This is a genomic window from Sphingopyxis sp. (genome assembly GCF_036675685.1).
Classification (GTDB): domain Bacteria; phylum Pseudomonadota; class Alphaproteobacteria; order Sphingomonadales; family Sphingomonadaceae; genus Sphingopyxis.
Window position 1 is genome coordinate 182,104 of record NZ_JAKFEM010000034.1, and the last position, 25,253, is coordinate 207,356.

Sequence of the window (25,253 nt, forward strand, 5' to 3'; positions counted from 1 at the left end):
ATCTATCTCGTCGCCCCCGCGAAGGCGGGGGCCGCAGGGGGGTTTACGCCATCGCCGCTGTGCAAACCGACAGCGGCCCCCGCCTTCGCGGGGGCGACGGAAAGGCTCGCCAAACTGATCTCGGCCAGCGCCCCGCGCACCGCGCCGTTCACGACGCCCCAATGCGGCTGCACCTTGCAGCTGCCCTCAAGCGAGCAATCGTGCCGCCCTTCGGCGACGCAGCTGGTCAGCGCGATCGGTCCTTCGACCGCTTCGATAATATCGGCAACACTGATCGCCGCCGCGGGCCGTGCAAGCCGCACCCCGCCGCCGCTGCCGCGCGAGGCGACGAGCAGCCCGGCGCGCGCGAGCTGGCTCACCAGCTTCTGCGCGGTCGGTCCCGGAATCCCCGTCTGCTCGGCCAGCATGCCGGCATGAATCGGAACCGATCCGCACTGGCGGGCGGCGGCGCTCATCAGCACCACGGCATAATCGGCAAGGTTGGACAGGCGCATTGTTCTTTTCCGTCGCAGTTGCGAACGATTCTTAAGTGGAGTAAATCGTTCCACTTATATAGGGAAAGCTTTTGCGCGGTGCAACCAACGGGCGCTACGCGGCGCCCAAGAAAAAAAGGCACCCATCCGGCCGAAGCCAAATGAGTGCCAAGATGAAGGTCTCAAGTCCTCGTCAGAGGATGAGCTCTTCTGGGTCGCAAGGGGGGATTATGCCGACGCGATGATTCGCGATTGGACGAAAACGCCAAAACGACGGGACAGGTAATTTTTGATCGTTAACACGGCGCCGGGCGCAAGATCGCCGGGGTTTGCCGGGTTGGAAATCCGAAGGTTTGTCGCGTCAGGTCTCGGAAACGAGCGGGCTGACCTTGCCGGCGAGCTGCTTGCGGCCCTTGGTCGTCGCCTCGGTATAGCTTGTCGGCTTGCTCAGTTGGCCGGGTGTGGCGCCAGCGAAGCGCTTGATTTCGCGGATCAGATGCGACTGGTCGTAAAAGGCATCGCCAAGCTGCGCCGAATCGAGCCCTTCGCCGCGCGCCAGTGCCGATGCGGCGCGGACAGCGCGATATTTGCGCGCCAGCATCCGCGGCGACAGGCCGTAATAATGCTTCGTCATGCGCTCGACCGACCGGATCGACATGCCCGTGGCCTCGACCAGCGCGGGAACCTGCGGCGAGGCCGAGGCGGTCAGCCACTGATCGACGGTGCGGATGAACCACAAAGGCGCGGGTTCGTTTCGCGTCAGCACTTCGCGCGCGAAATTATTGCCGATCACCAGCCGCGCCTCGACGTCAGGGGCATTTTCCAGCGCCGCCGCGACCTCGTCGATCCACGGCCCGAACAGGTCCGCCGCGTCCATCGCCCGGTCGGTGAGTTTTTCGGCGTCGTCGCCCATCAGCGCCGCCCAACCCGCGGGCAGCATGCCGAATCCGAACATGCGGGTCGGGCAATTGCTGATCGCGCGGACCCGGCCGCTGGTCGGCCCGACGATATTGGCTTTGCAAACGACGGAGCGGTGGCCGTCGGCGAAGACATATTCGCCATCGGCGGCGGTCACGAAACGGAATTGCGGGCGGTCGGCGCGCTCATATTCGTCAAAGCGCGGCATGTTGACGCGCGCGAAATAGAAACTGGACACCATGTCCGCCAGATCGGGATCGGGCGGAAAATAGTGCAGTTCGAACGGCGCCGCGCCGTCCACGCCCGCGGGCGAGGAAGTAATATCCGACATGACAGACCCAGACCTTGGCAGCCGTGACCCGGCTGCCTTGTTTTATCTGGGACAAATCATTTGCGTTTCGCGCCCGCGCGTCAAGCGGCAATCGTCAACTTCCTTCACCCTTTCTGCGCGGCGATCCATCCGTCGACGCGCCGTTCGAGGATGTCGAGCGGCACCGGGCCCGATTCGAGCACCACATCGTGGAAGCTACGGAAGTCGAATTTGTCGCCGAGCGCCGCCTGCGCGCGGCCGCGCAGTTCCATGATCTTGAGCTTGCCGATCAGATAGGCGGTCGCCTGCCCCGGATAGACGATATAACGCTCGATCGCCTTTTCGATGTCGCCGTCGGGGTTGGGGGTGTTGGTCTTGAGATACTGCATCGCCTGCTCGCGGGTCCAGCGCTTGTCGTGGATCCCGGTGTCGACGACCAGCCGGCACGCGCGCCACAACTCCATGCCGAGCCGCCCGAAATCGCTGTAGGGATCGGTATAGAAGCCCATGTCCTTGGCGAGTTCCTCGGTATAGAGGCCCCAGCCCTCGGTATAGGCGGTGAAGCCGCCGAAACGGCGGAACGGCGGCAGGCCGGTCAGCTCGGTCTGCACCGCGCGCTGCAGATGATGGCCGGGAACGCCCTCATGATAGGCGAGCGCCTCGAGCTCGGTCTTCGACATGTCCTTGAGGTCATAGAGGTTCACATAATAGGTGCCGGGGCGCGACCCGTCGGGCGAGGGCGAGGAGTAAAAGGCCTTGCCCGCCGACTTTTCGCGGAACGCCTCGACCGCCTTCACCTGCAGCGCCGCCTTGGGCAGCGTGTTGAAAAAGGCGGGCAGGCGCGCCTCCATCGCCTTCACCTTGGCGTCGACGTCGGCGAGATAGGCCTCGCGCGTCGTGTAAAAATATTGCGGGCTGGTGCGCAGATGCGCGAAAAATTGTTGCAGCGTGCCCTTGAAACCGACCTGCGCCATGATCTTCTTCATCTCGCCGTGGATGCGCGCGACTTCGGACAGGCCGAGGTCGTGAATCTGCGCTGCGGTCATGTCGGTCGTCGTATAATTGGCGAGCAGCGCCTCGTAATAGGCCTTGCCGTCGGGCAGGCGCCAGATGCCGTCCTGCGTCGGCGCGCTCGCCTGCTGGCGCTTCATCTCGGTGAGCAGCCGGCCATAGGCCGGGGCCGCGCTTTCGCTCCACGCCGTCTTTGCCGCGCCGATCAGCCGCGCTTTCTCGGCCGGGTCGATGGCGAGCTTGCCGACCTTGGCGGTAAGATCCTCGACCACCGCATTGTCCGGCCCTTGCAGATTGCCGATGTCGGAAACCAGATAGGCATAGACCCATTTCGGCGGCTGGACGCCGTTCGCGGCGCGCTCGGCGGACTGTTTGGACAGCGCGTCGAGGATCGGGCCCAGCCCGCGGATGCGCGCGATGTAGGCTTCGGCCTCGGCGACATCGGCGACGCGGTGGATGTTGATCAGGAAGGCGGGCATCTGGCTCTGCGCGCCGTTCATCTGGTCGAAGAGATAGCCGTGCTTGCGGAACGGAAACAGCCGTTCGGCGCGCGCCGCCTGCGCGTTGAACAGCTCGAACGACAGCGCATCGTCGGCGGGCATCGCCTTGGGATCGAAGCTGCCTTGCATCGCTTCGGCCGTGGCCTGCCGCAGCTTGTGGTTCGCCACCGCGGTCTCGTCCGAAACATCGTCCCAGCGGCCATAATCGCCGTCGCGAATGCCGCGATATGCCTTGCCCTGCGGGCTCAGCGACAGCTGCGCGGCGTCATAATTGTCGAAGAATTGCGCAAGGTTCGCTCCAGCCGGTGCCACATCGGGCGCGGGCGCGGGCGCGGGCGCGGGCGCGGCGGTGGCCGGCGCTTCTTGCACTGCAGCCGGCGCACAGCCCACCACAGCGAGCAGGGCGAGGCCCGTGGACAGGCGAGCGATAATTTTAAGATGCGACACGAATTTCTCCCGGTTTTTCCGATGCGCACGGGGCTTGCCATAGCGTCATCGTGCGCGCAATGGCGGGCCCCATGTCGCTCTTCGCTTCGCTCACCGACGCCGCTTATGCGCTCGTCCGCCCGATCGTCCACGCCACCGATGGCGAGGCGGCGCATAATCTGACAATCAGCGCGCTCGAACCGTTGCCGCGCGCACGCCACGCGCTGACCAGCCCCGTTCTGGCGATCGAGCTGGCCGGTATCCGCTTTCCGAACCCCGTTGGTCTCGCGCCCGGTTTCGACAAGGACGCGCGCGTCGCCCATGTGATGCCGCGCTTCGGCTTCGGCTTTGTCGAGGTGGGCACGCTGACCCCGCTGCCGCAGGAGGGCAACCCGCGCCCGCGGCTGTTCCGGCTGGTCGAGGATGAAGCGGTGATCAACCGCATGGGGTTCAACAATGGCGGGCAGGCGGCCGCAGCCGAGCGCATTCGATGCCTGCGCCGCTATGGCCTGCCGGTCCCGCTCGGCATCAATATCGGCGCGAACAAGGACAGCGCCGACCGCATCGCCGATTATGCCAAGGGCACCGCGGCGATGGCGCTGCTCGCCGATTATCTCACCGTCAACATCAGTTCGCCGAACACGCCTGGCCTCCGCGCGCTCCAGGACAAGGGCGCGCTCGAGGCGCTGCTCGACGGCGTCGCGGCGGCGCAGCCTGCGGGCGCGGCAAAACCGGTCTTCCTGAAGGTTGCGCCCGACCTCGAGCCCGCCGACATCGACGACATCGTCACGGTGGCGATCGACAAGGGGCTCGCCGCGGTGATCGTGTCGAACACGACGATCATACGCCCCGCGCTCGCCTCACGCCATGCCGGCGAAGCGGGCGGCCTCTCGGGTGCGCCGCTCGCCGATCTGGCGCTCCAGCGCGTCAAGGATTTCCGCGCCGCCAGCGGGGGCAAGGTTCCGCTGATCGCAGCCGGCGGGATCGCGTCGGCCGAACAGGCGTGGGACCGCATCCGCGCGGGCGCAACGCTGGTCCAGATTTATTCGGCGATGGTCTATGCGGGCCCCGGCCTTGCGGCACGGATCGCGCACGGGCTGGAAAAACTCGCGGCGCGGGATGGTTTTGCGCGCGTGTCGGATGCGGTGGGGACGGGGAAATAGAATAGCCCCTCCCGCTTGCGGGAGGGGCAGCGAGACTTGCGAGCTTGCTCGCTAGTCGTAGCGGGGTGGGCGGATGCGCCGTCGCTGTCCACCCAGTGTTAGGTCGATCACCCCCGGCTGATCGAGGATGTGCTGGGGGCACATCCGACCTGTCACTCCACCTCCCGCAAGCGGGAGGGGGACAAGACTTGCGTTGACCCGAGGCGCACGCCAAAGTCGCGCGCATGTTGAAAAGATTCATCCCGCTCGCCGCCCTCGTCACCCTCACTCTGCCGTCGCTCGCCGCGGCGCAGGGCGTGACCTCCTCCGCCGATTCACGCGCTACCGAGGCGGGGCGCGAGATTTTGCATCAGGGTGGGACCGCCGCCGACGCCGCGGTCGCGATGGTTGCGGTGCTGACGTTGGTCGAACCGCAGTCGAGCGGCATCGGCGGCGGCGGCTTCATGGTCTATCACAAGGCCGACGACGGCAGCATCTCGACGATCGACGGCCGCGAAATGGCGCCCGCCGCGGCAAAGCCCGAACGGTTCCTCGGCTCCGACGGCAAACCGCGCGGCTATATGGATGTGATCCCGGGCGGGCTGTCGGTGGGCGTCCCCGGCAATATGCGCCTGATGGAAATGGCGCACAAGAAATGGGGCAAGCTCGAATGGAAGGCGCTGTTCCAGCCGGCGATCAAACTCGCCGAAGAGGGTTATGAAGTCACGCCGGTGCTCTACAACTGGCTCGTCCAGTTCGAGCCGCTGTGGAAGGATTTCCCCGCTGCGCGCGCGATCTATTATGTGGGCGGCAAACCCGCACCGGTTGGCACGCGGCTCAAGAACCCCGCCTATGCCGCCGTGCTGCGCGACATCGCCGCGCGTGGTCCGGGTGCCTTCTACACCGGCGCCAATGCGCGCGCGATCAGTGACGCAGTCGCGAAATCACAGCGCAACGCGGCCCAGCTCACCGTCCAGGACATCGCCGCCTACAAGGCGAAGGAGCGCCCCGCGGTCTGTACGACCTATCGCATCTACAAGGTGTGCGGCATGGGCCCGCCCTCGTCGGGCGCGACCACCGTCTTCGGCATCCTCGGCATGCTCGAGGGGTGGGACATGAAGACGATGGGCAAGGACAATCCGATGAGCTGGCACTTGCTCTCGGAAGCGATGCAGCTCTCCTACGCCGACCGCGCCGCCTACCTCGGCGACGGCGATTTCGTCGACGTGCCGGTGAAGGGCCTGCTCGACAAGGCCTATCTCGCCGAGCGCCGCCAGCTCATCTCGCCCTTTGGCGCCGCGGGACGCTACGATCCCGGCACCCCTCCGGGCGCCAAGCCGCGCGCGGCCGCGCCGCCGGTGCGCGAACAGGGAACGACCCATTTCGCGGTGGCCGATGCGGCGGGCAATGTCGTGTCGATGACCTCGACCGTCGAAAGCATCTTCGGCAGCCATCTGATCGCCAACGGCTATTTCCTCAACAACGAGCTCACCGATTTCGACCTCGCGCCGACGCAGGACGGGGTGCCGACCGCGAACCGCGTCGAGGCGGGCAAGCGTCCCTTGTCCTCGATGTCGCCGACGATCGTCTATGGCCCCGACGGCAAGGTCGTGCTCGCGGTGGGTTCGGCGGGCGGCAAGCGTATCATCATGCATGTCACCAAGACGCTGATCGGCGTGCTCGATTGGGGGCTCGACGCAAAGGCGGCGATGGAACTTCCCAACCTCTATTTCGGCGAAAAAGGTGTGATCATCGAGAACAACGACGCCGGCAAGGCGATTGCCGCGAAGATGAAACCCTTTGGCTACAGCATCACCCCGACCAGCCTCGGTTCGAAACTCAACGCGGTCGAACGCGTCGGTGAGGGCTGGCGCGGCGCCGCCGATCCGCGCGGCCCCGGCACATCGGCAGTGGATGGCGCGCCGCCGCAGGGCTAGGGTCCGTACTCAATTACCGCGCCGTCGAGGTTTGAAGCAAAATGGCTCAGTGCGAAGAGAGAAGGCGCCGGAATATGTCGATATTTCAAGACTTCTCGACGAAGCAATGGGCCATTTTGATCAAATCCCTTCGCTGTAATTGAGTACAGACCCTGATGCGGCCAATAACGATAAGAAAAAACAACGACACTCCCTGGAGAGAGGCAGAATGAAGCTGGCAAACCCCCATCTCGACCATTTTTCGAGTCTGGTCGCGATGTTCTTCGACCGTGCGGGGCGCGGTGGCGAAGATCCCTTCCTGTGGCGCAAGGCCGACCGCGCGTGGCAGCCGCTGAGCTGGCGGCAGGTCGCGAACCAGGTCTCGGCGCTCGCGCATGGCCTGCGCGAACTGGGACTGAAGGAAGGCGACCGCGTCGTGCTGGTCAGCGAGAACCGCCCCGAATGGTGCATCGCCGACCTTGGCATCATGGCCGCGGGGTGCATCACCGTCCCGACCTATACGACCAACACCGAACGCGACCACCAGCACATCCTCGACAACAGCGGCGCCAAGGCGGTGATCGTGTCGACCGCGAAGCTCGCGCGCGCACTGATGCCCGCGGTGATGCGCTCCGACGCGCATATCGTCATCAGCATGGAGAGCCTGCGCGTCGGCCAGCAGGGCGATGTCGCGATCCACGATTGGGCGCCGCTCGTCACGGGCGGCGAGGCGTATCTCGAAGAAACCAAGGCGCGCGGTGACGCGATGACGCGCGAGGATACCGCCTGCCTCATCTACACCAGCGGCACCGGCGGCGCACCGCGCGGGGTGATGCAGCATCATGGCGCGATCCTGCACAATGCCGCCGGCGCGGCCGAGGTGCTCGTCAATGATTTCGGCATCGGCGACGAGGAGGTGTTCCTGTCGTTCCTGCCATTGAGCCACGCCTATGAGCATTCGGGGGGGCAGTTCCTGCCGATCATGGTCGGCGCGCAAATCTATTATAGCGAGGGCCTCGAAAAGCTCGTTTCGAACATCGAGGAGACGCGTCCGACGATCATGGTCGTCGTGCCGCGGCTGTTCGAGGTGATCCGCGCGCGGATGATCAAATCGGTCGAAAAGCAGGGCAAGCTCGCGAACTGGATGCTGAACCAGGCGCTGCGCGTCGGCGAAAAGGATTATGAGCGCCGCTTGGGCGTGCTCGACCGGCCGGTCGACATCATCCTCGACAGATTGTTCCGGCCCAAGATCCAGAAACGCTTCGGCGGCCGGATGAAGGCGCTGGTGTCGGGCGGCGCGCCGCTCAATCCCGAAATCGGGGTGTTCTTCCACTCGATCGGGCTGACCTTGCTGCAGGGCTATGGCCAGACCGAAGCGGGACCCGTCATCAGCTGCAACCGCCCGAGCGCGGGGATCAAGATGGACACCGTCGGCCCGCCGCTGATGAACACCGAGGTGCGCATCGCCGACGACGGCGAGATACTGGTGCGCGGCGAACTCGTGATGAAGGGCTATTGGCGCAACAAGGCCGAGACTGCGCGCGTGCTGGTGCCAAATCCGGCGGAGCCGGAAAAAGGCGCATGGCTGCACACGGGCGACATCGGCCATATCGACGACAAGGGCCGCATCGTGATCACCGACCGCAAGAAGGATTTGATCGTCAACGACAAGGGCGACAATGTCTCGCCGCAGCGCGTCGAGGGCATGCTGACGCTCCAGCCCGAAATATTGCAGGCGATGGTCTATGGCGACAAGCGCCCGCACCTTGTCGGCATCCTCGCCCCCGACCCCGAATGGATGGCCGAATGGGCCGAGGCCGAGGGACTGCCCAAGGATCTCGAGCGGCTGCGCGAGCATGAGAAGTTCCGCGCCGCGATCCGCGCGGCGGTCGATCGCGTCAACGGCCAGCTGTCGGTGATCGAAAAGGTCCGCAAGTTCGACTTCGCCGACGAAGCCTTCACGATCGAGAATGAACAGATGACGCCGTCGATGAAGATCCGGCGCCATGTGCTGAAGCAGGTTTATGAGGACAAGATCGCGGCCTTGTATAAGGCATAACCGTCGCACCCGCGAAGGCGGGGGCCGCTGCCGGTCCACGCGGCGCTCTCGGTGTTGTCACGACTACGGCCCCGGCCCTCGCGGGGGCGACGCTTTGCAATAGCAGGCGGGGGTGCGACCCGAAGAGCTCGGCGCAAACCGGACCCCGCCTGCGACTGAACCTTGGCTCAGCCTTGGTCCCCCGCCGGTTTGCGATAGGGGACGAATTCACCGAAAACACATGTCGGTCCGCGAATGCCGCTCGACCGGTCGACCAGATGGAAGAAATCGCCCTCGCAGGTCGATGATCCGAACTGCCGCACGACCATGATGTCGCTATCGCGCGCAAGGCCGGGGCAGCTGCCCTTGAGGTCGTTGCGATAAACCAGATTGCCGCCTGACCGATAAAGCAGGATGCTGTCCGACACGCGGATCGTGTCGTTGCTGCGATAATTGGGCAGGCAGCGGACCGGCGCGCCGGGCACCTTGCCGGCGAGCTGCTTGTCGAGCCGCTCGGCCTGTTTCGGGGTGAGGGCGGCCGCGCCGGGCTCGCCGGAGCCCGCGGGTGCGCAGCTTGCGATCAGCGGCGCGGTCGCTGTCATCAGCGCCGCGGCACATATCGGCTTGAGCTTCGCCATGGGGATCTCCTTTGGAATGGACAGGAATATTGGTTGCAAAATGAACGATCGCTGAAGGACGGGGCATCAGGCGGCGTCCTTGAGCGCGCGGATGCGGCCGAGTTCGGCGGCGGTCGGTGCGCGCAAAAAAGGGTTGGTCGCGCGCTCTTCGCCAATGCTTGTCGGCACGGTGGCTTCGCCCGCCGCGCGCGCGGCCTCGACCGCCGCCAGTCGTGCGGCGAGCGCGCTATTGTCAGGATCGACCGTCACCGCGAAGCGCGCGTTCGACAGCGTATATTCGTGCGCGCAATACACGCGCGTCGCATCGTCGAGCGTGCCGAGCTTCTGCATGTTGGCGAACATCTGTTCGGCGGTGCCCTCGAACAATCGGCCGCAGCCCATCGCGAACATCGTGTCGCCGACGAAGATCGCGGCTTCGTTCGCGAAATGATAGGCGATGTGGCCGGCGGTGTGCGCGGGCACGTCCCAGACGTCGGCGACATGCGCGCCGAGTTGGACCTTGTCGCCGCCCTTTACCTGCACATCGAGCGTGGGGATGCGCGGATATTCTGCCGCGGGGCCGGTGACCGTGCAGCCCCCCCACGCTTTGGCGGCTTCCTTGATCGCCGCATTGCCGCCGGTGTGGTCGGGGTGCCAGTGGGTGTTCCAGATGTCGGTGATCGTCCAGCCGCGCTCCGCCGCCGCTTCCAGCACCGGGTCGGCGACCGCAGGATCGACGACCATCGTCGCCCTGCTTTCGGGATCATGGACCAGCCAGACATAATTGTCGTTGAGAACGGGGATACGGACTATGTCCAGCGCAGCCATGATATGTCCTTTCCAGCGTCTCGCCCCTCAAAGACGGAGCGGGCGGCGGCCAGCCTTGATCCGCCCGTTCACGTCGCGATGGCGTCATAGCCTTTGCTATTGAACTCGATCAGGCAGAATCCGTTGCCGAACGGGTCGGCGAACATCGCCTGTCTGCCATAGGGAAGATCCAATGTCTCGCCCTCCTGCATCGCGCCCGCGGCCAGCGCATGCGCCACCGCGCTATCGAGGTCGGCGACCGAAAAATCGGGATGCACCGGCGTCCAGTGCCGGTTGTAGCGGCGAAAGTCGCCGCCTTCGAGGCCGATCGTCGATCCGGCACGCTTTTCGATCAGGTAGATCGGCGCCTCGCAACCGGCCAGCTCGACGATGCCGTCGCCCATACGCCGGCCGGGCGTCAATCCCAATGCCATCGTATAGAAGCGCTCACCAGCGGCAAGGTCGGGCACGTCGATGTTGATCAACAGGCCCGGCATCGCACTTTACCAGCTGCCGGTGTTGGGCATCGATGCCCAGGGTTCGGCGGGATCGAGATAGCCGTCCTGCAGCAGCTCGACCGAAATGCCGTCGGGTGAGCGGACAAAGGCCATATGGCCGTCGCGCGGCGGGCGGTTGATCGTCACCCCGGCGTCCATCAGCCGCTGGCACGTCGCGTAAATATCGTCGACGCGGTACGCGAGGTGGCCGAAGTTGCGGCCGCCCGAATATGCCTCGGCCGCGCTGCCGTCGGCGGGCGGCCAGTTATAGGTCAGCTCGACCTCGGCGACGTCGCCCTGTCCGGGCGCGGCGAGGAAGATCAGCGTATAGCGACCCTTTTCGTCGTCGAAGCGGCGCGTTTCTTCCAGCCCGATCAGCTTGAAGAAGGTGACGGTCGCGTCGGGGTCGGTGACGCGGATCATGGTGTGAAGATATTTGGTCATCCGCCCATATTAGGCGCGAAGCGCGCGGCCTTCAAACGCTTCGAACAGGAATAGCAATTCTTGTGGTACCGGCGACGGCGCGCCCTGCGCCTCGGCGACATGGACGCTGACTTCCAGCCCCGTCGCGCGCAAATCATCCTTGCCCGCGCCGTGCAGCTCGAACAGAAAGGTCATCGAGCTGTTGCCGACGCGCGAGCAGCGCACGCAGATGTCGATTTCCTCGTCGAGCAGGATCGGCACCTTGTAATCGACCTCGGCGCGCGCGACGTGGAACTCGGGGCTCTCATGATGCGGCCAGCGATCATAGACCCCCGCCGCGCGCCAATATTCGGTAATGCCGATGTCGAAATATTCGAGGTAGCGGCTGTTGAACACGACCGCCTGCGCGTCGATCTCGGCATAGCGGACGCGCTTGGTGAGGTGGAAACGAAAGTCGCTGCGGGCCATGTTTCTTCCTTGGATTATCGGGTCGCGAGCCGCGCGACCGTGTCGATCAAAAGCGCGATGTCGGTGTCGCGCGACAGGCGGTGGTCGCCGCCCTTGACGAGCGTGACCTGCACATCGGCGCTGACGAGGGCGGCCGACAGGCGCAGGGTGATCTCGGGCGGCACATCGCCATCCTCCTGCCCATGGAGCAGGCGGATGGGGCAGGTGAGGGGAATGTCGCTATCGAGCAGCCGATTCGCCTCGCCCGACTGGAAAAAACCGCGTGTCGTCATATAGGGCTGGTCGCTGTACGGTGTTTCCTCGATCAGCGCGCCCTCGGCGAGGATGATCGCCTTCTCGGCGTCGCTGAAACCCCAGTCGGTAAAATCGGGCGCTGCGGCGATGCCGACGAGACCCGCGACGCGCCCCGGCCCGTCGCGCTGCACGAGCGCGAGCGCGGTGAGCAGCATCAGCCAGCCGCCCATCGACGATCCGACGATGATAACTGGCCCCTCGGCTTTCGCATCGATCAGGTCGAGCACATCGCCGCGCCAGTCGAGCAGACTCTGGTCGGCGAACAACCCGTCCGACAGGCCGCATCCGGCATAGTCGAGGAGCAGGCAGGCATGACCCTCGGCCGCGGCCCAGTCGAACAGCGCGGTCGCCTTGCCCCCCGCCATGTCGGACATATAGCCGGGCAGGAAAACGATCGTCGGGCCAGTGCCCGCAGTGTGACGATAGGCGAGCCGCGGGCGGCCCGAACGGTCGAGATAATCGGGGGCGGCGTCCACCGGGCTCAGATGACCCAGTCGATCGTGCTCATCTGCATCACGGCCTGCCCCTTGGCGCGCCGCTGTTCGACCATGATGTGGTTGAGGCGCTTGATCGTGTCGCTGCCGGTGGTGATGCACCAGCCGGGAACGACGGCATGGACCAGCGCGCAAAGGCCGCCATAGATCATCGTCACGCCGAATTTCGACGCGACGCCGAAATGCTCGATGTAATTTTCATCGACGCTCTTGGGGTGGTCGACGAACAGGCGATTGAACGACTTGAGCATGGGGGACGGCTCCTTTCCGGCTGCCGCCGCCCTAGCCGGAGAGGCCGTCACCGGCAAGGGCAGCGCGCCGGTTCGGGCCGATTATGCGTCCCTGAGGAAAATCGCCTCGATCGGCAGGCCGAACAGGTCGGCGATGCGAAAGGCGAGGGGAAGCGAAGGGTCGTATTTGCCGGTCTCGATTGCATTGACCGACTGGCGCGATACCTCGAGCCGTTCGGCAAGGTCGCCCTGGCTCCAGTCGCGCTCGGCGCGCAGGACCTTCAGGCGATTCCTCATGCGCCTGCTTTCGTTTCGCCCATGGTCATCCAGTTAACCAGTGAGCCAACCGCCAGCCCGAGGCACCAGACAGGAAAGACAAAGAAGAGCGGTACGCGCGGTATGTCGGTGAAAAGCTCCAAAATGCCCCACCCGCTGGCGAGCGCAAGCGTCAGGCCAGTCGCCACCAAAGCTTTGCGCACTTCCAGCAGCCGGACATATTCGTCGGCGAGTTCGGCAAGATAGCTTCCCATCGCCCAGATAAAGCCGGTGACCGCCAAGGCGGGAACCAGTGCCACTACGACCGTCATCGGGGTGGCGGCAGCGTCGTCGGGGATGATCGCGCTCGCGGCGAACACGGCGAGACCATAAGCGATCGAGAGCGGAATCATGCGCCCGATATAGCGGCGCTGCGCGGGATTCATCGTCATTGGTCAAGCTCCTTTGTAAATTAGTCAAGGAACATTGACATATGAATTAAGAATTGTCAAGGTAAGTTTACACAATGACAAGGGTGCCACGCTATTCCTCGTCATTCCCGCCTTCGCGGGCATCGACATTATAACTCGCTGGAATTAGCCATTTGAACCATTGAGGCGCTGGCTGGCGGCTTGGTGCCCGAAACGGGGCGTTCGATCTGCATCAGGCGCGCCCCAATCTACTATTCATACCTTGCCAAGGCGCCGCCCCGGGAGGCCAGGCGAAGTGGGGCATGGCGTTTTCGGGTGTCCCAACGAATTTTGTCATTTCCACTAAACTTTCCGGAAAACCGTCGGAATGGCTCGGAGAGGGATGTTTGAGTCTCGGCCAGATCGGCTGGTATCTCCTCGCCAAATTTTGCTGGGGTATATCGCCGATGGTATCGATTTTTGTAGGTTCGGGCGCCGGCTTTGCGCGGGGTTCAGGTGCGACGCTGAGCGGTGCGGGGATACTCGGATCGGGTGTTCAGGGGCGAGGCGGCGAAACGGTGTCGGTCAATGCGGCGACGGGGAACCTGCTGATATCGCAGCAGGACGAATTCCTCCTCGGGCGCGGTCCAGATGCGGCGATCCAGCGAACCTACAACAGCCTTGCGGAGGTAAGCGACTGCGACAACGGCGATCAATGGCAATTTTCGACCACCCGCAGGGTCTTCGGGCTAACGGGGACGCTGAACACGGCGGGCAGCACGATCCGAAGGCAGGGCGGCGACGGATCGGTCGTGACCTACAGCTGGAACGCCGCCCAGTCGGCTTATGTGGCGACCGACGGTGACGGCGCGCACGACCGGCTCGTCAAGTCGGGCGCGACCTGGGTATGGACCGACGGATCGAGCCGGGTGACCGAAACCTATGAGGCGTCGGCCGGCGACGCGTCGGTGCTCCGGATCAAGGCGCTCGCTGACACCGACGGTAATGCGCTCGATTATCGCTACGTCGCGGGCACCGACAAGCTCGAGATCATCACCACCGCCAATCACAACAATGTGAACCCGGCGACGGGCATCTCCGAGGTCAGCTCAATCTACTACAGCTGGTCCGGGAATAACATCGCCTCGATCGTCACCACATACACCGACTATGGGAGCAGCAGCACCGAAGCGGACAATATCAACAAGCAGCTGACGCGCACACGCTACGTCTATGACGGGCTGAACCGGCTTACGCAGGTGACGGTTGACCTGAGCCCGACCGACAACAGCATCGCCGACGGCAAAACCTATGTCACCACTTACACCTATGACGGCTCCAGCCGCCGCGTCGCTACCATCACCCAGACCGATGGATCGAGCCTTGCCATCGCCTACGACAGCGCGGGACGCGTCGCCACGCTCACCCAGACCGTGGCGGCGGGCGGCACCCGCGTTACCAGCCTCGCCTATGGTGCCAACTATACCAGCGTCACCGGACCCGACGGTCAGGTCACGCGGCTCGACTATATGGGGGGCAGCCTGGTGCCCCAATCGATCCTCGAATGGGACAGCGATCCCGCCTATGTCACCAAGGAGGCGGCGGGTTCGATCGGCGGCGAGGTCGCCGGAAAATTTACGTCGGCGGTGGGGGCCGACTGGTCGGGCGTATACAAAGGCGTCGGCGCGGTCGCGGCTGGCGACACGCTGACCTTTGGCATCAGCCTTCAGGCCGTCGCGGGCTCGGCGACCGAACAATCGCTGGGCCTCTATAGCTCGGCGACCGACTGGGGCACGGGCGGCAGCACCGCTCGCATCGTGTCGGGGCCCGGCCAGCTGGTCCAGTATATGGGGGGGCTTTGGAAAGTCACCGGCCTCTCGGCAACCCAGGAAACGCGGATCGAGATCACGCGCACCTTCGCGCAGGCCGAAACCGCCGCGGCCTATTTCTACGTCGACCACCCGGGCGTTTATCGCGACGGACAACAATTGATCGCCGGCGGTGCGTGGGTGACCAAGAACAGCACGCCTGACGGTGCCTTTCATCAACTGACCAAGATCACCGCGCCGCCGGCCCATGCAGGTGCGACCGCGCCGACGCTGCAGTTCGGCTATGACACCGCAGGCAATCTGACGAGCGCCACCGATGCAGCGGGCAAGGTGACCGGCTACACTTATGACGCAAACGGCAATCTGCTCACCAGCACCGATCCGAACGGCAATGTCGTCACACGCGCTTATGGTGCGAAGAACGAACTTTTGACCGAGACGCGCACCGGTTCGGACGCGAGCGGCGCGGCGGTCGCGCATACGACACGCTATGTTTACGACAGCGAAAATCACCTGCGATACGAGATCCGCGCCGACGGGCGCGTCGCGCAATATAGCTATCACGCGACGGGCGAGCTCTATTCGGTCACCGAATATCCGGAGCACGACTATCCGGTCGGGTCGGCTGCGCCCAGCGAGGCGACGATGGATGCCTGGCACAATGCCATCGCCGACAAGCAGAGCCTTCGGTTCAGCTATATGGTCTATGACGCGCGCGGCAACATGACCGACAAGGTCAACCTGGGTTATATGACGCCCGGCGGCGGCACCGATTCGTCGCAAGGCTATTCGCATAGCTTCTCGACATATGATCAGGCGGGTCGCCTGCTAAGCCGCCATACGGCGCCGCAGAACGGCGAGACATTCGTGTACGACGGCCTCGGCCGCCTCGTCGCCTCGACCGATATGGCGGGTGGTACAACGACGATCGTCTTCAACGACACGGCGCTGACAACGACGATCACGACGGCGTCGGGGCAAACGACCGTCAACAGCTATAATAAGGCCGGGGATCTCGTCGGGACGACGCAGAGCGGCAGTTACGATCCGTATCGATCCGTCAGCCATCTTTATGACAAGAATGGCCGTCTGCGCCGCACGATCGATTCGACAGGCGTGAGGAGCTACCATCTTTACGACAAGATCGGACGGACGGTCGCCGACGTAAATTCATACGGCGACATCATCGAATATCGCTACGATGCCGTGGGACGCGTTGCGGCGACGATACGCTATGGGAATGTTCTGACAGCGGGGCAGCTTGCGACGCTCGACGATCCGAACGCGGCGGCCGAGATGAGCGATATTCGTCCAGCCACGGCGCCGGGGTACGACATCTGGAACTGGGCGATCTACGACGATAGCGGGCGCTTGATCCAAAGTATCGCCGGCGATGGCAGCGTGTCGGCATTCGCTTATGACGCGTCAGATCGTCTGGTGAAGACGACCCGCTATTACAACAAACTGACATCCGGGCAGCTGGCGGCGTTCAAGGTGGCGGCACCGACGGGGCTTGTCCTGCCGGCATCCGACACGCGCGATACGGTGAGCCGCAGCTTCTACGACCGCGACGGCCTGCTGATCGGCGCCCTCGACGGCGAGGGCTATCTGACCGAGATCGTCTATGACAAAGCCGGGCAGAAGGTCGAGGAGATCGCATATGCGGCAAAAACCTCGTCGGCCCATTGGGCGGCGGGAAACTTTGACGAACTTCGTTCGACCGCCGCGCCGAGCTCCGGCGCGAACCGCCGGGCGCACTATGTCTATGACGGGCAGGGTCTGCTGCGCTTCGCCATCGACAATGCCGGCTATGTCACCGAATATGTCTATGAAAGCGAGGTCGAATGGGGCGCGATCGGCCATGTGCGCTCGACGATCCGCCATGCGGTCGCGATTGCGACGGGGGACTTCACCTATGACAATGTGAAGGCGCAGGTCGGCGCTAACGCATCGCACGCATCGAACCGGACGAACTGGTCGGTCTATGATGCCGCCGGCCGCCTCGCCTATGCGGTCGATGCCGATGGCGCGGTCACCGGTTTCAGCTACGACGTCATGGGCAATGTCATCACGACGGTGGCCTTTGCAGCAAAATTCGCCGCCGCATCGTTGCCGGCCGAAGCGCAAATGAATGGTTGGCGCGACGCCAATATCGGCGCCGCCGCCAACCGTATCACCCGCAACTGGTACACAGCCTCCGGGGACCTGCGCTTTACCGTCGATGCCGAAGGCTATGTTCGCCGGTTCGATTATGACGCCGAGGGACGCGTCACGCGCGAAGTAACCTGGGCCAACAAGATCGCTGCGGGGGGTGGGGCCACGATCGCCCAGATCGACGGCCTCGCCAACGCCTCCGGTGGCTGGACCGACGTTCAATATACCTATGACCTCGCCGGACGGCGCAACAGCGTATACGACGGCGAAGGCAATCGCACCGTCTATCTTTGGTATGGCAACGGCGAACGCTGCACGGTCATCGAAGGCTATGACACCGCGGATCGCACCAATTGGGTTTATGGATTCGATGGCTCGGGCCGGACGGTGTCCGAATATGTCGGCTATGGCGAACCAGAGCAAGCGGTCACTTCCAACGAGTATGACGGTCTCGGCAATCTTCTGAGCGTAACCGACCCGCGCGGGAAGGTGACGAGCTATACCTATGACGAGCGCGGGCTGCTGCTCACGAAGACCGACGCTGCGGGCGGGATCACATCCTACGAATATAATGCGTTCGGTGAAGTGGTGAAGACGACTGATCCCCGGGGCGGCGTCACCTACACCTATTATGACGAGCTCGGCCGCGTGACGAAAGTGCGCGACGCCGAGGATTATGTGACCGAGACGACGCACACGGCGTTCGGCGAGATCGCGACGGTCACGCGGCACTACAGCCGGACCACAAGTGCTGTCAGCACGACGACACCGCCCAGCGTGACGGCGCATGCGCAGGACGCGACGACGAGCTTCGAATATGACAAGCGCGGGCTCGTTACGAAAACCACCGACGCCGAGGGCTTCTTCGAAACCTACGGCTATGACGCCTTCGGCAACCGGACGAGCGTGGCCGTGAAATCGAAGGACGGCAACAAGGTCGCTGGCGGGACAACCACCTATGCCTATGACCGGCGGGGGCTCCTCATTCGCGAGACGCTGCCCGTCACATCATATGACAATAACGGCAATGCTCTGCTGTCGAGCGTCACCGGCGGCTATGACGTCTCGACGACCTATACCTATGATGCGCGCGGCAACCGCGAGCAGATGATCGAGGCAGCCGGCCTCCCCGAAGCACGCACCACAACCTACGAGTATGACAAGAGTGACCGGCTGACCAAGACAACCTTCCCTATCGTCGATGTCTTCCTCGCCGGTCCCGATTTTTCGGGGCAGGTGACGCCGCACGAAGATTATACCTATGATGCGCGCGGCAATATGACGAGCCGCACCGACGCGGCGGGGGCGAAGACCGTCTATTTCTACGACGATCTCGACCGGGTGGTCGTCACGATCGATGCGATAGGAACCTATACGAAGAATATCTATGATGCGAACGGCAACGTCACGTCGACGCGCATCTATGGAGCGGTGGTTGCCGTTCCGGCCGACGGCGGCGCGAAGGAGGAGGCGCCGGCGGAGCCGGCCGGCGAATCGCGCACCACGAACTTCACCTACGACAATCTCAATCGCCTGCTGATGAGCAGCGTTGCTGGGGTGAACAGTTATGTGACCGGCGGCACCGACTACGCATTGCAGGCCACCAGCCTGTACGCGGCCTATGAATATGACGCCAGCGGCAACGTCATCAAGACGACCGACGCCAACGGCAAGGCCAGCTTCAGCTATTACGACAAGCTCGGCCGCAAAACGGCCGCTGTCGATGTTGGCGGCTATCTCACGACATGGACCTATTATGCAGAGGGTAACGTCGATGAAGAGCGGCGTTATGCGACACGTTTCAACGGCACACCAGCCACTTCGGCGCCACCCAGCGTATCGACGAGCGCGGCCGACCGCGTGAGCCGATATGGCTACGACCGCAATGGCAACCGCACGATAGAATTGCGTTTCGACGTGCTCGTGCACGATGGCTCGGGTGCGACGACGACGCTTCCCTATGCAGCGATCTACTACGCCTATAACGGGCTCGGCCAGGTGGTCACCAAATGGGAGGCGACCAGCGACCGGACCGACTATTATTATGATTTCGGCGGGCGCCTGATACTCGAAACGCGCCCGGCCTATGTCGACCACGCCGGCAATTCGGTTTCGCCTATCGTCGACTATTACTACAACGGCCTCGATGATCTCTCACGCACGCGCCAGCGCGGTGCCGGCGATGCGGCCGAACGTATAACGCGCTATTCTTATGGAGCCGGGGGACGCCTGACGATCGTGTACGGCGCCGATGGCACCAATCGCTATTATGCCTATGACGCGGTGGGGCGCCAGACGCGCGAGCAGGTGACGAGCTACACGGCCGACGGCGCCCTCAACTATAAAAATTACTTTACCGATTACGACGTGCTGGGACGCGTGACGCGCAAGACCAGCGGCACCCATTATCCCGCCACCGGCTGGCAATGGGATCATAATAATTTCACGACCTACAACGCTTATGGCGAGGTCGCGACGACGACGGTCAACGGCGCGACGAGCGGCGAGAACCGCTACGATGCGGGCGGCCGGCTGATCGCGACGACGTCGGGCGACGGGGTGTGGAAGCACTTCGGCTATGACGCGAACGGCAACCAGACGATCGCGATTACAAGCGCGGGGGCGAGCCTTGCGGGTCTGACCTTTGCGCAGGCTTTGGCGCTGGTTGGTCAGGAGAATGTCAACGCGACCTATACGATGGTCGACGCGCGCGGGCAGGCGACGAGCGTCACCGAGGAGCAGCGGCGGCTGAGCGGGTCGACGGTCCAGAACCTGACCTCGAGCCGCAGCTACAACGCGTTCGGCGATGTGGTGAGCGAGACCGATGCCGCGGGCGCGGCCACAAGCTACGCGTACAACAATATCGGCCGGATGATCCGCTCCGAAGGCCCGACGGTCGAGATCACGCTCGAGAATGGCGCGAAGCAGTGGGTGAAGCCCGCACAGGACTTTTACTACGACGCAAGCGGGCGCCTCGTCGCGACACGCGACGCGAACGGCAGCTATGCCGCCGGCGGCACCAGCGGCAATGGAACGAGCAAGGCCGCGAACAGCGGCAACCTCACGCGCCTCGCGCTGCTCGCGGGCACCGGCTATGGCGGCAGCGAGGCGCTGGTCACACAGCAGACCGCGGCCGACGGCGGAGTGAGGCAAACGAAGTATGACGTGCACGGCGACGCACGGACGCTAATCGACGAGATCGGGCGCACGACCACGCAGCTGTTCGACGGCATGGGCCGCGTGACGCAGGTCACCCACGCCAGCGGGCTCACCGACTATTATGCCTATGACGGGCTCGGCCAGCGCATCAAGCATTGGAACAGCTTCCTCGGCAGCGGCGAGGTCGAGACCACCGATTACGACACCCAAGGCCGCGTCATCAAGACCCGCGCCTTCGGCGGCGACATCACGAACACCAGCTACGCATGGGACGGCAGCATCGCCGCTTCGGGCATGGGCGTGACCACCGGCGGATGGGTAACGACGACCAGCACCGATGCCGACCGCGCTTCGACGGGCGACGCGATTTACGCCTCGATTCAAAAGGTCGATATCTTCGGCCGCGCGACGGCGCGTACCGACAAGGGCGGGCAGGTCACCAGCTATGGCTATGACGCCGCCGGGCGGATGATCAGCGAGACGAGCATCCTCGCGTCGACCCCGCTGAAGAACAGCGCCTACAGCTATTATAACAGCGGCAAGATCAGCCAGGTGATCGCGGGCGACGCGCCGGCACCGAACACCGACTGGTCGCGCAAGGTCGCGGCCTATGAATATGACGCGCTGGGCCAGCTGAAGCGCGACTATCTGGCGGTCGAACAGGGCAATTACAGCGAGGGCTATTGGGTTCCTCCCGAAAACCCGCCGGGGCCGCCCTATGAGCTGCCCGAGCCCGGCGGCGAAGGCTGGACCTGGGTTCCCGAAAGCTATTATGTCACAACGTCGCAGCTTGCCGACGGCCGCGCCGATTACGATACGCTGGGCCGGATCACGCGCTACCGCGATGTGTCGCAGCACGGGGGCGCCGACAATGTCGACAAAAGCTGGACCTATGACGCGACCGGCAATGTCCGGTCGATTGCGACCGCCTATCGCCCGCTGCAGGCGAACGGCGCACCGGCGACGACGATATCGAACCAGAGCTATTGGTATCGTTATGACAGCCTGAACCGGGTCGTGACGACCAAGGGCGAGTTTACGGGCGTGGCGGGATCGGGCACGATCACGCGCGGCGCCGCGGGCACCGACCTCGGCTATAACGCGGCCAGCGAGCGGATGACCGCGCAGACCGGATCGGGCGCGCAGGAGGTCTACAGCTATAACGCCGCCGGGCTGGTCACCAACGTCGCGATCGGCGGGGTGACGCGCGCGTCGACGAGCTATGACCTGCTGGGCCAGGTGACCGCCTACACCGAATATGACGCCTCAGCGCAGCTGACGCATTATCGCCATTCGATCGTGTATGACGCACGGGGCCTGGTGCTGGCGGAGAAGGCGCAGACGAAGCAGGGCGGCGATTGGCTCTACAGCCACAGCGCGAACTACTACAGCGCGACCGGCACGGGGAGCGCGCCTGCGGCGATCTCCTCGGCGGGGGCGGTGGGCGCATCCACGGGCAGCCTGCTCCACTTCTCCGAAACCAAATATTGGAAGAACGGCAGCGCGTCGCCGGTCTATGGCGGTCCGGGCAGCTACTCGACCGCAGACCTCGACTATGCCGACAGCTATCAGACGCAGGTCTATGCGTGGCAGGGCGGCGCGGTGCAGGCAAGCGTGCAGCTCACCAACCGCGACGGCAGCAGCACGTCGACGTACAGCTACGACCGCGACGGGGCTCTGCATGGCGTCGACATCACCGGCGGCACGCGGCCGCGCGACATTGTCTATGCGACCGACCTTGCCGGCCAGATCCTCGGCCGCGGCGAATATGACACCAACTATGCGCAGAATGACCCGCACAGCCGGACCTGGATGTTCGGCGGGCGCCAGATGGGCATGGTGAGCAACGACGGCACCGGCAATGTCGACTATGCGACCTCGATCGCCGACCGCAATACCACACCCGGCACCGGGGCGTTCCGGAACGGCGCGACGAGCGGCAGCCTCTACGCCGACTTCGACGCGAACTTCACCGCATTGAACGGTGGCGCCGCGGGCGGCGGCGGATCGAGCTACACCGCGGCCAGCGGCGACACGCTGCAGGGCATCGCCGCGGCGATCTGGGGCGATGCCAACCTCTGGTACAAGCTCGCCGAGGCCAACGGCCTGCCGGGCGGCGCCAGCCTCAGCGCCGGCCAGACCCTGACCATCCCCGGCGGTGTGATGGGCACCCACCATAGCGCCGACACGTTCAAACCCTACGACCCCGCCGAGGCCATCGGCAATACCAGCCCCAATACCCCCAAACCGCCCAGGCAGGGCAAAAACTGCGGCGCGTTCGGGATGATCCTGATCGCCGTCATCGCGATCGCGGTGGCGACCATCGCGACCGCGGGGGCGGCGTCGTTGGCGACGGGCGCCACCTTCGGAAACTCGTTGGGCGCAGTCCTTGGCGGTAGCTTGGCCAGTCTGAGCGGTGCCAGCGGCGTGGCTCTCGGTGCAACGGGGGCCGTTGCGGCGGGTGTCGCCGGTGCAGTTGCCGGATCGGTCGTCAGCCAAGGCTTTGGCGTGGCAACCGGCATCCAGGACAAGTTCAGCTGGAAAGGCGTGGCGCTGGCCGGCATCAGCGCGCTTGTCGGGGGAGCCGCCGGCGCCCGGTTCGGCGGCGGCGGCTGGGCCGGCGCCGCCGCCCGAGCCGGGGCAAGCAGTGCGATCACGCAGGGTATTGGTGTGGCGACGGGCCTCCAGAGCAAGTTCGACTTCGCGGGTGTCGCGGCGGCGGCTGTTGGCGGCGGCGTGGGCCATGAGGTCGGCGCGCGCATCGGTGGCTCGGATATGGCCAACTTCACCGCGTCGATCTCGGCTGGCGCCATCGCCAACGCTGCAACACGCAGCGCCATCGACGGCAACAGCTTCGGCGACAACCTCCTCGCTGCTCTCCCCGATGTTATGGCACAGATCGCCATGCGCGCGCTGGGCACCGCATTCGATGGGGTGTCGAGCAAGCCGCAAGCCGGCGGCGGGGGAGGAAGTGGTGGCCGCCCGAGCACCGAAGGCGGCCGGTTCGCACGCATGCGAGCCGATATGTCCGGCAACAATCCCTATTCGCAACTGATACCCGTGAACAGCCTCCACCAATCAGCATCCAACTGGTCGCGCCTGTGGGGGCCGCAGAATATTGTCTCCAAAGCCCTAAACTGGGTGACGGCGACGGTAGGCGGCATCAGCGAAAGCGTTCGCGAAATCGTCGTCAATGGCAGCAGGAGCATAAGCCCTGTTGGCGTCGGGCTGGACATGACCGCCCTGATGCTCCGGATCAATCAGAGCGCCCCGGCGGGGCGAACAGCGCCAAGCTATGACCGAGTCGGGTTGACCCGGTACGCGGCGTCCATGTTCAGTGATTTGGCTGGCGCGCAGATTGCCGGTTGGCGGCAGGATTATGCAGGGTTCAGCCGTTCGGGCAGCGTCGGTTTGACGCGTGGGCAGCATCTGCAACTGGATATTGCAGCGGGAGCCGGTTTTAAGGCGCTCGAGATAGCAAGCAGTCTTCCCGGGATGGCGGCTGATCCTGGCGGCACCCTGAAATCAGCGGCTCAGACAGTGACTGGATATGCAGCGGCGGGGGTGGATGCCCTTCTTTTGCCCGGCAGCAAAGGCAGTCGCATCATCCAGCAGAAGATCGACGGCGTGCAAGCGATGGATGCGACCGACTGGGGGATGGCTCTCGGTGGGTTCGGCATGGAAGTGTTCGGCGGCGGCGCTGTGCTCAAGACCCTTAGAGGTGGGACATCCGTCGCCGGCACAGAAGGGGCTACCGTTCAATCATTCAGTCGTAGTCGCATTAAGCAGGGATTCGAAGATCATCATATCGTAAGTGACACCAATCGACTTACGATGAATCACGAGCTTCTTGACCTCGCCGGCTACAATTTGCAGTCACGATCCAACAAGATTTTTCTTCCTAGAACCGCTGAGTTGCATCCAGCAAGATCGATTCACAACGGACGGCACCTCAACTCGGTCAGCCAGAATCTGGCAGAGCAGATGAATGAGATCGTGGATTTCGGGCGGAATCAGGGTTGGCACCAAGCACAGTATCGGCAAGCAATGGACGCGATGGTTGCGCAGGAGCGAGCTTTCCTGAGATCAGGCGAACGAGCGCTTAACAAGCATGCGAGATAGTTTAGATGACGGAGTACTCAATGCCCCTTTTATGGCGAATTCCGGATGATTACCCCCAAGAGCAGATCGGTCGCTACGACCGAGACCGCGGACCAGATCGGTTTGTCTTTTTGAAAGGGTGCCGACTTTCGGAACCGTTCGAAATAAGGCCGAAGATCCAATTTGACTGCAAGAAGGATGATCTTTGCAGGAACGACTGCATATGGCCAGATGCCTTAGTTCCGATCGTTAATGACAGAATGAGAGATTTTTTGAACTCGAGAGTTTCCGATCAAGTCCAGTTCTTTGATGTTGATATTTCCGCTAATGATGGTAACGTTTATGGATATTACATACTTAACTTAACAAATGTCTTTGACGTGATTGATATTGATTCTTCAAAATACAATTTTATTCCCGGTACTAAAAAGGTCATGTCATTTTCTTCATTGCGAGTGTACGATAGCGGCATAGACGATATCGGTGTTGGGCGCGATAAAATTTATCTGTCATATCTTTTTGTAGGCAGCGGCTTGGCGAAAGATCTCAAGATCGCCGAATTCCGGGGTGTATCTTTAATTGAGCCTAGTTCAGTTATTTAGAAATCCTTCGAATTACGAATTAAATTACGAAATTACGGTGACAGGTGCAATAACCCCTAGGGTCAGGACTCATTGATCAGAGCCAGAAGATGACGGTTGCGGCGAGAGCCACGGCAGAGAAGAAGGCCTTCGGGCACCGATCGTAGCGCGTCGCGACGCGTCTCCAGTCCTTCAGGCGG

General features: G+C 63.5%; 17 protein-coding genes and 1 pseudogene. 5 read left to right on the forward strand and 13 right to left on the reverse strand.

Features of this window, described 5'->3' with window-relative positions; translation table 11 throughout:
• Nucleotides 1-2: 2 nt before the first annotated feature.
• The 3 genes from V6M50_RS15005 to V6M50_RS15015 form a co-directional block, all read right to left on the reverse strand.
• The gene (locus V6M50_RS15005) at nucleotides 3-494 is read right to left on the reverse strand and encodes an SUF system Fe-S cluster assembly regulator (RefSeq protein ID WP_332819370.1); all 492 of its coding nucleotides are present in this window, start codon (nucleotides 492-494) and stop codon (nucleotides 3-5) included.
• Nucleotides 495-834: 340 nt separating this feature from the next.
• Nucleotides 835-1,722 (reverse strand): AraC family transcriptional regulator, encoded by an 888-nt coding sequence (locus V6M50_RS15010; RefSeq protein WP_332819371.1) that lies wholly within the window; start codon nucleotides 1,720-1,722, stop codon nucleotides 835-837.
• A gap of 104 nt (nucleotides 1,723-1,826) precedes the next feature.
• Nucleotides 1,827-3,659 (reverse strand): DUF885 domain-containing protein, encoded by a 1,833-nt coding sequence (locus V6M50_RS15015; RefSeq protein WP_332819372.1) that lies wholly within the window; start codon nucleotides 3,657-3,659, stop codon nucleotides 1,827-1,829.
• 71 nt (nucleotides 3,660-3,730) lie between these two features.
• Between V6M50_RS15015 and V6M50_RS15020 the strand changes: the two genes are divergently transcribed.
• From V6M50_RS15020 to V6M50_RS15030, 3 genes are all read left to right on the forward strand, one after another.
• Nucleotides 3,731-4,801 carry a quinone-dependent dihydroorotate dehydrogenase gene (locus V6M50_RS15020; RefSeq protein WP_332819373.1) on the forward strand — a complete coding sequence of 357 codons (1,071 nt, stop codon included), beginning with the start codon at nucleotides 3,731-3,733 and terminating at the stop codon, nucleotides 4,799-4,801.
• A gap of 224 nt (nucleotides 4,802-5,025) precedes the next feature.
• A complete protein-coding gene (ggt, locus tag V6M50_RS15025) occupies nucleotides 5,026-6,717 on the forward strand; it encodes a gamma-glutamyltransferase (protein WP_332819374.1) in 1,692 nt (563 codons plus the stop codon).
• 208 nt (nucleotides 6,718-6,925) lie between these two features.
• Nucleotides 6,926-8,755 carry an AMP-dependent synthetase/ligase gene (locus tag V6M50_RS15030; RefSeq protein ID WP_332819375.1) on the forward strand — a complete coding sequence of 610 codons (1,830 nt, stop codon included), beginning with the start codon at nucleotides 6,926-6,928 and terminating at the stop codon, nucleotides 8,753-8,755.
• Nucleotides 8,756-8,922: 167 nt separating this feature from the next.
• On the opposite strand, the gene V6M50_RS15035 is transcribed toward V6M50_RS15030, so the two are convergent.
• From V6M50_RS15035 to V6M50_RS15075, 9 genes are all read right to left on the reverse strand, one after another.
• Nucleotides 8,923-9,372: a hypothetical protein gene (locus V6M50_RS15035; protein ID WP_332819376.1), complete on the reverse strand. Its 450-nt coding sequence runs from the start codon at nucleotides 9,370-9,372 to the stop codon at nucleotides 8,923-8,925.
• A 66-nt stretch (nucleotides 9,373-9,438) separates the two neighbouring features.
• On the reverse strand, nucleotides 9,439-10,179 hold the full coding sequence (gene gloB, locus V6M50_RS15040) for a hydroxyacylglutathione hydrolase (RefSeq protein WP_332819377.1): 741 nt from the start codon (nucleotides 10,177-10,179) through the stop codon (nucleotides 9,439-9,441).
• Nucleotides 10,180-10,247: 68 nt separating this feature from the next.
• Nucleotides 10,248-10,655, reverse strand: a complete 408-nt coding sequence (locus V6M50_RS15045) for a VOC family protein (RefSeq protein WP_332819378.1) — start codon at nucleotides 10,653-10,655, stop codon at nucleotides 10,248-10,250.
• Between the two features lie 6 nt (nucleotides 10,656-10,661).
• A complete protein-coding gene (locus tag V6M50_RS15050; protein WP_332819379.1) occupies nucleotides 10,662-11,099 on the reverse strand; it encodes a VOC family protein in 438 nt (145 codons plus the stop codon).
• 9 nt (nucleotides 11,100-11,108) lie between these two features.
• On the reverse strand, nucleotides 11,109-11,546 hold the full coding sequence (locus tag V6M50_RS15055) for an acyl-CoA thioesterase (protein ID WP_332819380.1): 438 nt from the start codon (nucleotides 11,544-11,546) through the stop codon (nucleotides 11,109-11,111).
• 14 nt (nucleotides 11,547-11,560) lie between these two features.
• Nucleotides 11,561-12,325: an alpha/beta fold hydrolase gene (locus V6M50_RS15060; RefSeq protein ID WP_332819396.1), complete on the reverse strand. Its 765-nt coding sequence runs from the start codon at nucleotides 12,323-12,325 to the stop codon at nucleotides 11,561-11,563.
• Nucleotides 12,322-12,585, reverse strand: coding sequence for a DUF6356 family protein (locus V6M50_RS15065; protein ID WP_332819381.1), 264 nt, complete (start codon nucleotides 12,583-12,585; stop codon nucleotides 12,322-12,324). Before V6M50_RS15065 ends, V6M50_RS15060 begins: the two co-directional genes overlap by 4 nt.
• An 81-nt stretch (nucleotides 12,586-12,666) precedes the next feature.
• A complete protein-coding gene (locus tag V6M50_RS15070) occupies nucleotides 12,667-12,861 on the reverse strand; it encodes a helix-turn-helix transcriptional regulator (RefSeq protein WP_332819382.1) in 195 nt (64 codons plus the stop codon).
• Nucleotides 12,858-13,271, reverse strand: a complete 414-nt coding sequence (locus V6M50_RS15075; protein WP_332819383.1) for a hypothetical protein — start codon at nucleotides 13,269-13,271, stop codon at nucleotides 12,858-12,860. Before V6M50_RS15075 ends, V6M50_RS15070 begins: the two co-directional genes overlap by 4 nt.
• Nucleotides 13,272-13,696: 425 nt before the next feature.
• Between V6M50_RS15075 and V6M50_RS15080 the strand changes: the two genes are divergently transcribed.
• The gene (locus V6M50_RS15080) at nucleotides 13,697-24,493 is read left to right on the forward strand and encodes an AHH domain-containing protein (RefSeq protein WP_332819384.1); all 10,797 of its coding nucleotides are present in this window, start codon (nucleotides 13,697-13,699) and stop codon (nucleotides 24,491-24,493) included.
• A gap of 20 nt (nucleotides 24,494-24,513) precedes the next feature.
• On the forward strand, nucleotides 24,514-25,074 hold the full coding sequence (locus tag V6M50_RS15085; RefSeq protein ID WP_332819385.1) for an imm11 family protein: 561 nt from the start codon (nucleotides 24,514-24,516) through the stop codon (nucleotides 25,072-25,074).
• Between the two features lie 76 nt (nucleotides 25,075-25,150).
• On the opposite strand, the pseudogene V6M50_RS15090 reads toward V6M50_RS15085, so the two are convergent.
• Nucleotides 25,151-25,253, reverse strand: a pseudogene (locus tag V6M50_RS15090) (IS5/IS1182 family transposase); the annotation flags it as partial.

Coding starts and splice junctions, on each gene's coding strand:
- V6M50_RS15005 (WP_332819370.1), bottom strand. CDS start 494: ATGCGCCTGTCCAACCTTGCCGATTATGCCGTGGTGCTGATGAGCGCC.
- V6M50_RS15010 (WP_332819371.1), bottom strand. CDS start 1,722: ATGTCGGATATTACTTCCTCGCCCGCGGGCGTGGACGGCGCGGCGCCG.
- V6M50_RS15020 (WP_332819373.1), top strand. CDS start 3,731: ATGTCGCTCTTCGCTTCGCTCACCGACGCCGCTTATGCGCTCGTCCGC.
- ggt (WP_332819374.1), top strand. CDS start 5,026: ATGTTGAAAAGATTCATCCCGCTCGCCGCCCTCGTCACCCTCACTCTG.
- V6M50_RS15030 (WP_332819375.1), top strand. CDS start 6,926: ATGAAGCTGGCAAACCCCCATCTCGACCATTTTTCGAGTCTGGTCGCG.
- V6M50_RS15035 (WP_332819376.1), bottom strand. CDS start 9,372: ATGGCGAAGCTCAAGCCGATATGTGCCGCGGCGCTGATGACAGCGACC.
- gloB (WP_332819377.1), bottom strand. CDS start 10,179: ATGGCTGCGCTGGACATAGTCCGTATCCCCGTTCTCAACGACAATTAT.
- V6M50_RS15045 (WP_332819378.1), bottom strand. CDS start 10,655: ATGCCGGGCCTGTTGATCAACATCGACGTGCCCGACCTTGCCGCTGGT.
- V6M50_RS15050 (WP_332819379.1), bottom strand. CDS start 11,099: ATGACCAAATATCTTCACACCATGATCCGCGTCACCGACCCCGACGCG.
- V6M50_RS15055 (WP_332819380.1), bottom strand. CDS start 11,546: ATGGCCCGCAGCGACTTTCGTTTCCACCTCACCAAGCGCGTCCGCTAT.
- V6M50_RS15065 (WP_332819381.1), bottom strand. CDS start 12,585: ATGCTCAAGTCGTTCAATCGCCTGTTCGTCGACCACCCCAAGAGCGTC.
- V6M50_RS15070 (WP_332819382.1), bottom strand. CDS start 12,861: ATGAGGAATCGCCTGAAGGTCCTGCGCGCCGAGCGCGACTGGAGCCAG.
- V6M50_RS15075 (WP_332819383.1), bottom strand. CDS start 13,271: ATGACGATGAATCCCGCGCAGCGCCGCTATATCGGGCGCATGATTCCG.
- V6M50_RS15080 (WP_332819384.1), top strand. CDS start 13,697: ATGGTATCGATTTTTGTAGGTTCGGGCGCCGGCTTTGCGCGGGGTTCA.
- V6M50_RS15085 (WP_332819385.1), top strand. CDS start 24,514: ATGCCCCTTTTATGGCGAATTCCGGATGATTACCCCCAAGAGCAGATC.